This window comes from Acinetobacter pecorum, assembly GCF_014837015.1.
GTDB classification, from domain to species: domain Bacteria; phylum Pseudomonadota; class Gammaproteobacteria; order Pseudomonadales; family Moraxellaceae; genus Acinetobacter; species Acinetobacter pecorum.
Genome location: NZ_JACSPT010000011.1, coordinates 109,614 through 115,613 on the forward strand (window position 1 = coordinate 109,614; position 6,000 = coordinate 115,613).

5 protein-coding genes are annotated in these 6,000 nt (G+C 44.0%); 3 read left to right on the forward strand and 2 right to left on the reverse strand.

Features of this window, described 5'->3' with window-relative positions; genetic code table 11:
• Positions 1 to 106: 106 nt before the first annotated feature.
• The 3 genes from glmM to recJ are packed head-to-tail and all read left to right on the forward strand — an operon-like array spanning position 107 to position 3,812.
• Positions 107 to 1,438 (forward strand): phosphoglucosamine mutase, encoded by a 1,332-nt coding sequence (gene glmM, locus H9629_RS09985; protein ID WP_191731017.1) that lies wholly within the window; start codon positions 107 to 109, stop codon positions 1,436 to 1,438.
• Between the two features lie 14 nt (positions 1,439 to 1,452).
• On the forward strand, positions 1,453 to 2,109 hold the full coding sequence (pdxH, locus tag H9629_RS09990; protein ID WP_064102611.1) for a pyridoxamine 5'-phosphate oxidase: 657 nt from the start codon (positions 1,453 to 1,455) through the stop codon (positions 2,107 to 2,109).
• Positions 2,110 to 2,111: 2 nt separating this feature from the next.
• Positions 2,112 to 3,812, forward strand: coding sequence for a single-stranded-DNA-specific exonuclease RecJ (gene recJ / locus H9629_RS09995; RefSeq protein WP_191731018.1), 1,701 nt, complete (start codon positions 2,112 to 2,114; stop codon positions 3,810 to 3,812).
• Positions 3,813 to 3,868: 56 nt separating this feature from the next.
• On the opposite strand, the gene H9629_RS10000 is transcribed toward recJ, so the two are convergent.
• On the reverse strand, positions 3,869 to 4,705 hold the full coding sequence (locus tag H9629_RS10000) for a putative porin (RefSeq protein WP_064102613.1): 837 nt from the start codon (positions 4,703 to 4,705) through the stop codon (positions 3,869 to 3,871).
• A gap of 176 nt (positions 4,706 to 4,881) precedes the next feature.
• Positions 4,882 to 5,667, reverse strand: a complete 786-nt coding sequence (locus H9629_RS10005) for a putative porin (protein ID WP_064102614.1) — start codon at positions 5,665 to 5,667, stop codon at positions 4,882 to 4,884.
• Positions 5,668 to 6,000 lie beyond the last annotated feature (333 nt).

Here is a 6,000-nt window from a genome sequence, read left to right on the forward strand (position 1 = left end):
TTTGAAAAAGCCGTCATGCAAATGACGGCTTTTTTATTTTGGTGTAAAGTGTGGCACAAGGAAAAAAATGGGTGATATCAATCATCCGCGAAGAAGTGAGATAAAGATGAGTTATTTTGGTACGGACGGTATCCGTGGAAAGTTTGGCGAATTGCCGATTACCCCTGAGTTTGCCCTGAAACTGGGATTTGCAGCCGGAAAAGTTTTAAAACGTCATAGCAAAAAATCCAAACCGCTGGTGGTTTTAGGTAAAGACACCCGTTTGTCTGGCTATATTCTGGAAGCGGCCTTGCAGGCAGGTTTAAATGCTGCCGGTGTGTATGTTCATCTCTTGGGTCCATTACCGACACCAGCGATTGCCCATCTGACTCGTGCCCTGCATGCCAGCTTGGGAATCGTCATTTCTGCGTCACATAATCCTTACTTTGACAATGGGATCAAGTTCTTTTCTGCGGAAGGCAAGAAATTGCCAGATGCTATCCAAGAAGAAATTAATCAAGAACTTGATAAAGAAATGGTCATTGAAGATACGGCGAATCTGGGTAAAAGTGTCCGGGTCAAAGATGCCAACGGCCGTTATATTGAGTTCTGTAAATCGACGTTCCCATATCACCTGGATCTGAATGATTTAACTATCGTGGTGGATTGTGCCAATGGCGCGGCCTATAACGTCGGACCTGCGGTGTTCCGTGAACTGGGTGCCAAGGTCATTGCCATTCATGATGAACCAACCGGTTTAAATATTAATGATAATTGCGGTTCCACCCATCCTGAAAGCTTGCAACAGGCGGTACTTGAGTATAAAGCGGATCTGGGCGTTGCGTTTGATGGCGATGCCGACCGTGTGGTCTTGGTGGATCAATACGGCAAACTGATTGATGGCGACCATATACTGTATATCTTGGCCACTCAAAGCTCGAAAAAACCGGCTGGGATTGTGGGTACCTTAATGAGCAACATGGCACTGGAACTGGCGCTAGAAAAAGCGCAAGTACCCTTATTGCGTGCCAAAGTGGGTGACCGTTATGTATTGCAGGGTCTGGAAGAAAATGGCTGGACCATTGGTGGTGAGCCTTCAGGTCACATTCTGACTTTGGACAAGAGCACCACAGGCGATGCGATTATTGCCGCCTTGCAGGTCTTAACGGTGATGGTGGAACAGAAAAAAGCCCTGCATGAACTGGTAGCTGACTTTAAACTGCTGCCAAATGTCCTGGTCAATGTACGTTTAGATGCCATGTTTGATCCTTATTCAGTACCGGCACTGGCAGCTGAATTTGAAAAAGCCGAACAGCACCTTAAAGGCCGTGGCCGTTTATTGATTCGCAAATCAGGCACAGAACCGGTCATCAGGGTGATGGTCGAAGGTGATGATCTGGCTGAAGTTACCACACTTGCAAATAGCTTGGCAGATGCTGTACGTGCCAATGCTGCTTAACGGGAGCATAAATGATGAGTGATCTGATCAAGGATCTGAGTGAGCTACGCCTGAATTATGAAAAAGGCGAGTTGCAGGAACAGCAAGTCAATCCGAATCCGCATATGCAGTTCCTGCAATGGTTTAACCATGCACTGGAAGCGAAATCGCATGAACCCTATGCCATGTCGCTGGCGACTGCCAATGCACAAGGGCGTCCGCATGTGCGTACTGTGCTGTTACGTGGTGCCACTGAAGCAGGCTATGACTTCTATACCAATTATGACAGTCAGAAGGGTCTGGATCTGGCTGAAAATCCGTATGCCGAACTGTTGTTTTACTGGCAGGATCAGGAGCGCCAGATTCGTATTTCGGGTCGTGTAATGAAAATCTCGGAAGAAGAATCCACCGATTACTATCATAAACGTCCACGTGATAGCCAGATTGCCGCACATGTCAGTACGCCGCAAAGCGGGGTGATTGGTAGCCGTGAAGATTTGCAACAGCGGTTCTGGGATTTGCATCATCAGGTCGCGAATCAGCAAGAGCTGGACAAACCGGTCTTCTGGGGTGGCTATCGTCTCGAGCCAGATTATTATGAATTCTGGCAGGGTCGTCCCAACCGTTTACATGACCGTCTGAGTTATCGTAAAAGCGATGATGGCTGGACTTTAGAGCGCTTAATGCCATAACCATGCAAAAACTGGAAATCAAACAGCGACCTTTTTTAACCCGTCCTGAAAACTTATCGGGTGTTCCTGCATTTGTAGCCGAGATTCTGGCCCGGCGTGGGGTGGCATCTGGGCAGGAGCTGGAACTCAAGCTGAAGCATCTGCTGGCACCGACCATGAAAGGATTGCCTGAAGCCATTCAACTGATCGATCAGGCGATTGATCGTGGCCAGAAAATCGTGATTGTCGGTGATTATGATGCTGATGGCGCGACCAGTACTGCTTTGATGGTGCTGGCACTTCGGGATATGGGTGCAAAGGTCGATTATCTGGTACCGAACCGTTTTAAATATGGGTATGGACTGACACCTGCAATTGCAGACCTGGCCTTTGTCAATTTTACCCCTGATTTACTGATTACCGTGGACAATGGCATTTCCAGCCATGACGGAGTAAAACAGGCGCAGGATCACGGCATGCAGGTGATCATTACCGATCATCATCTCACGACCAAGCCGACACCTGAAGCTGAAGCGGTGGTCAATCCCAATCAGCTGGGTTGCGACTTTCCAAGTAAAGCCTTGGCCGGGGTCGGGGTGGCTTTTTACGTTCTTGCTAATTTGTCTACACATCGTAAAAAACTGGGAAAATCCACCACCTCAATTATTAACTATCTTGATCTGGTGGCGCTCGGTACTTATGCCGATGTCGCGAGTCTGGACTACAACAACCGCATTCTGGTCGATGCAGGTCTGAAACGGATTCAGCAAGGGCAGTGCCGCGCAGGAATCAGTGCGCTACTTGATATTGCCAAACGTGATCCCGCTGGTCTGAAAGCTCAGGATTTGGGCTTTGTGCTGGGCCCGCGGATTAATGCCGCTGGACGCATGGAAACCATGGACATCGGCATCGAATGTCTGCTGGCTCCTGATCTGGCCACGGCCTATCCACTGGCTGAACAACTCAATAAGCTCAATGTTGAACGCCGTCAGGTGGAAGGAAAAATCAAGCAGGAAGCGCTGCTTGAGCTGGATAAAATTCAGTGGGATGCAACTGAACTGCCTGCTGCACTGATTATGTTTGAACAGCATTGGCATCAGGGTGTCATCGGGATTGTAGCAGGACGTTTGAAAGAGCAGTTTCATCGTCCAAGTATTGTCTTCGCTGCTGATGAGGATGGCATTCATATTAAAGGTTCGGCACGCTCGATTGAAGGTATTCACATTCGGGATAGCATTGAACGGGTTGCGGAACAGTTTCCGCATCTGGTCAGCCACTTTGGTGGACATGCAGCTGCGGCAGGTTTGACGATAAAAAAACAGTACTTTTCTGAATTTAAACAGGTTTTTGAAAATCTCGTTGCACAGATGGATGAGGATTTATTCACTGCAACTTTATGGACAGATGGGGAATTGCCAAGTTCTGCTTTTCAGATTGAAACAGTCGACTTGTTGCAAAACTTAAGTCCTTGGGGGCAAAAATTTCCCCAGCCGACTTTTGAGGGTGTATTTAAAATTATGGACTATCGCTGGCTCAAAGATGTCCATCTGAAATTGCGCGTGGCTTTGGAGAATGGTCAGGTGGTGGATGCGATTGCCTTCAATGCAGCGGATAAATATAGTTTTGACCCAATGAAAAATACGCGGTTGGTCTATGAGCTGGATAAAAATATCTTTAACGGCAATGTCAGCCTGCAGATGCGGATTATTCATTTAGAACAGTAGCTAATAGGCCATAAAAAACCGCTCACTAGAGCGGTTTTTTCTTTTCAACGGAGAGATTAGAAGCGGAAAGTACCGTTAATTCCAAAAGAGTCAGCACCGTCAGTAGTCGTATAATTTACGCCAGCTGCAATAGCAGGGGTAAAGAATTTTTGTGCGCGTACTGAGAAGACAGTATCAAAATCTTCTAAAGTTGTATCGTTAATAGATACACCAACGCTTAACGTTGGATCAATATAAAGATCAGCAGCAACACCATATGCTGTTTCATCACCGAAAGCAGTTGACGCTTCAAAGTTAGCGTAGTGGTTGCCAATGAGAGTTACATATTTAGCACGTAGAGTAAAAGCAGTATCATCTGCTAATGCAGAAGCAGAGCTAAAAGTATTGATAAAGCCTTTTTTGCCTGCTTGATACGCATCGATATTTTCTTTTGAAATACCAACAGCTAAAAGTAGGCCATTAATCGGTAAATAACCAGCTTCAACAGCGTAACCTGTATTGTCATCAGACACTTTACCAAATTCATTTTCAACAGTTACTTCTGCACGGTTTAAGCTACCAGCAACGTAGAATTGCGAATCTGGAATAAAGAATTCACCATTGATGCCTACAGTATCAATTTTAAGCTCAGCGCCTTCATCGTCAGTATTCGCATGAGCATAAGCTAAACCAATATTACTTGCTCTACCTAAAAAAGCTGCTTCAGCAAGAGGTGAATTTTTAACTTGCACTCCGTTTAAATAATATTTTCCACCTATAGAAAATGTATTTACATCATCACTAAAACCATCAAGATCTGTGTTCTCATATCCAGCATTGAGTTCAGCTTGATAAGCATGTGCAGTTCCTAGGCTAGCAATAAGTGCTGTAGCAAGAGCAAGTTTCTTAAGCATTTAGATTTCTCTCTTTGTTATAAAAATATAACTGTTTGATTAACAGTTGTAACAAATTGTACGGTTTATATTTGATCCGTCAATGTGCAAAAAATACCTAAATGCCTGTTAAAAGTGCAATAAAAAAACCCATCCGAGGATGGGTTTCTTTTGAATGAAAAGTATCGTGGTTTAAATTAGAAGCGGTATTTCGCAGCTACACCAAATTTGTTGTAGTCATTATTCCCTACTTCACCAAAACCTACGCGACCTTCCAAGCTTACTTGCTGGTTAATGAACTTACGTGCACTGATACCAAATTCATTGGTATCTGCAAAACCATGATCTTTACTATAATAATCTATACCAACACTGAGAGTTTTATCGATGAAGTAGTCTGCTGCCAGATTCCATTCATCTAGATCACCAAATCCTGCACCTGCTTCCAGGTTAATATCTTTACCATTGCTTAATGTAGTCACATATTTAGCACGAAGCGTTGGATCTACACCATCATCGTAGTCATTATCATAACCTTTCAGACCCGCAGCAATTAATAAGCCTGGTGCTGGAAGATAACCAATTTCGGCGCCATAGACAGTTTCATCAAAATCACGGCCGTTGTCGCGTTTGATATCATCACGACCCACGTTACCACTTAAATAAAAATCGGAATTTGGTACAAAGTATTCAACGCCTACACCATAACGATGACGATCATCATCACCCACTTCATCATATTGGTATTGAGCGCTTACATTGCTAGCACGGTCAAGGAATGCCGCTTCTGCCAATGGTGCATTACGAGTTTGAACTGGATTGAAGTAATATGTACCATCAACACCGAAAGAACCGCTGGTTCCACCGTTGTCCGGATCAATTACTCCCGCTGATCCACCAATTTCAGCTTGGTAAGCATGTGCTGCTGTTCCAGTCATGGCTATTGCTGAAAGTAGTGCTGAAGCAATCGCTAATTTTTTCATGGTTAATACCCCTCAAATCGTGAGTTAAAATATTACACTTTTTGTTACAACTTTAAGTGTAGACCAATTCCAAAGATCGTCAATCACAGGAAAGTTACCGCAATGTGAATAGCGTAATCTTATGTAATTTTATCTAAATAAGTCACTGAATAATAAGGTTAAATTTATAATGTAGTGTTTTATTAAAACTGTGTAGATATTGTGGAATGTATTGAAATTGCTACTTTTTATTTTTTTTAGTATGCCTTTTAAAAAACTTAGATTAGCATTTGAAGTGCAACACCATATTGTTGCCATAATACCTGACTCGGACTTTTAAAGCCGAGTCTTTTT

Bases quoted from the DNA above. Each gene is read 5' to 3' on its own strand.
- glmM (WP_191731017.1), top strand. From the start codon at position 107: ATGAGTTATTTTGGTACGGACGGTATCCGTGGAAAGTTTGGCGAATTG.
- pdxH (WP_064102611.1), top strand. From the start codon at position 1,453: ATGAGTGATCTGATCAAGGATCTGAGTGAGCTACGCCTGAATTATGAA.
- recJ (WP_191731018.1), top strand. From the start codon at position 2,112: ATGCAAAAACTGGAAATCAAACAGCGACCTTTTTTAACCCGTCCTGAA.
- H9629_RS10000 (WP_064102613.1), bottom strand. From the start codon at position 4,705: ATGCTTAAGAAACTTGCTCTTGCTACAGCACTTATTGCTAGCCTAGGA.
- H9629_RS10005 (WP_064102614.1), bottom strand. From the start codon at position 5,667: ATGAAAAAATTAGCGATTGCTTCAGCACTACTTTCAGCAATAGCCATG.